The 1,122-nt window shown below is 47.4% G+C and carries 1 protein-coding gene; it reads right to left on the bottom strand.

The annotated features are described in order from the left end of the window. Positions 1 to 115: 115 nt before the first annotated feature. On the bottom strand, positions 116 to 1,090 hold the full coding sequence (locus NYE74_RS33195) for a tyrosine-type recombinase/integrase (protein ID WP_036626492.1): 975 nt from the start codon (positions 1,088 to 1,090) through the stop codon (positions 116 to 118). Positions 1,091 to 1,122: the final 32 nt, after the last annotated feature.

The raw sequence follows: 1,122 nt of genomic DNA, 5'->3' as shown, positions 1-1,122 counted from the left end.
TCAATCAGGAAGAAACTGGTCGAAATGTGGCAAGGATTGTAATTCATTTATGTTACATTATAGGACAAAAGAGCGAAATTTGCATTAAAATTAGTCCGAAAATAGAGAAAAAGAACTATTGTTTTTGTTCTATAAACTCCATCAGGCAGTCCTGAACGAAGTCAGGCGCCGCTTTTTTCATCTGCTCCACGGTGTGAAGATAGCGCTGTGTCGTGTTTATATGCGCATGTCCGAGCGTTTCTTGCACTTGCTGCAGCGACGCGCCCTGAAGCAGCGCCAGCGTTGCATTCGTATGACGCAGCCAGTGCGGTGTCGGTTCTTTACTGATGTTGCTCCGCTGAGCTGCCCGTTTAATGATGCGTTCGATTTGCCTTGGCGTAATCGGAAAAAGCCGCAACTCCGCTTCTGGTTCGTCACAATTCGACAAATTTTGAGCGTGTTGCTGATACAATCTCCATAACTGCGGGGGAATTTTGACCTCTCTGCTTTTTCCCCTTTTGGCGTGGGAAATCGTTAACCAGATCGAGGTCTCCATCGGATCGGTATGAAAGTCTCCCCACTTGATCCCGGTGAGTTCCGAAACGCGCAGGCCAAGCAGCACAAGGGACAGGCCGATGAGGTAATTCCGTAGGCTCTCTTTTCGCAAACTGTTCAGCAGCCTGCCTACTTCGTTCCGCGTCAAATAATGCTTCCGGCTCGTTACCACCGTCGTCGGGATGCGGATGTTTAGAGTCGGATTATGATCAAAAATTCCTATGCCCCGGTCGCTTCCCCATTTATAAAAAGACTTCAAAGGCGCTATGAATGCGGCGACGCTTGCGGGGGCCAACGGTTTTCCGGACTCGCGGTAAATGCCGTGCGTCAAATAAATTTTGTAAGCTTCGATTTCCCTCCAGGTCACATCCTTAAACGGCATGCCCGATAAAAAACGCCTGAATTGTTCCAACGCACGATAGTAATTCCTACGTGTATTCGGGGCGTTTGAGCAAGCGGTCAAAAACATTTGGATGATCTGCTCGTCGTGATAGTCTTGATTTGAAAAATGGAACGGATATTGTTCAGTAACTGCCGTCAAAAAATTCTGTTGCATTATCTTGTGTACCTCCTGTTGGCAATGTATAG

The sequence above is a fragment of the Paenibacillus sp. FSL P4-0127 genome, assembly GCF_038007325.1.
GTDB classification, from domain to species: Bacteria; Bacillota; Bacilli; order Paenibacillales; family Paenibacillaceae; genus Fontibacillus; species Fontibacillus macerans.
The sequence above is the reverse complement of the archived record's forward strand: the minus strand, read 5'-3'. Positions and strand labels throughout refer to the sequence as shown.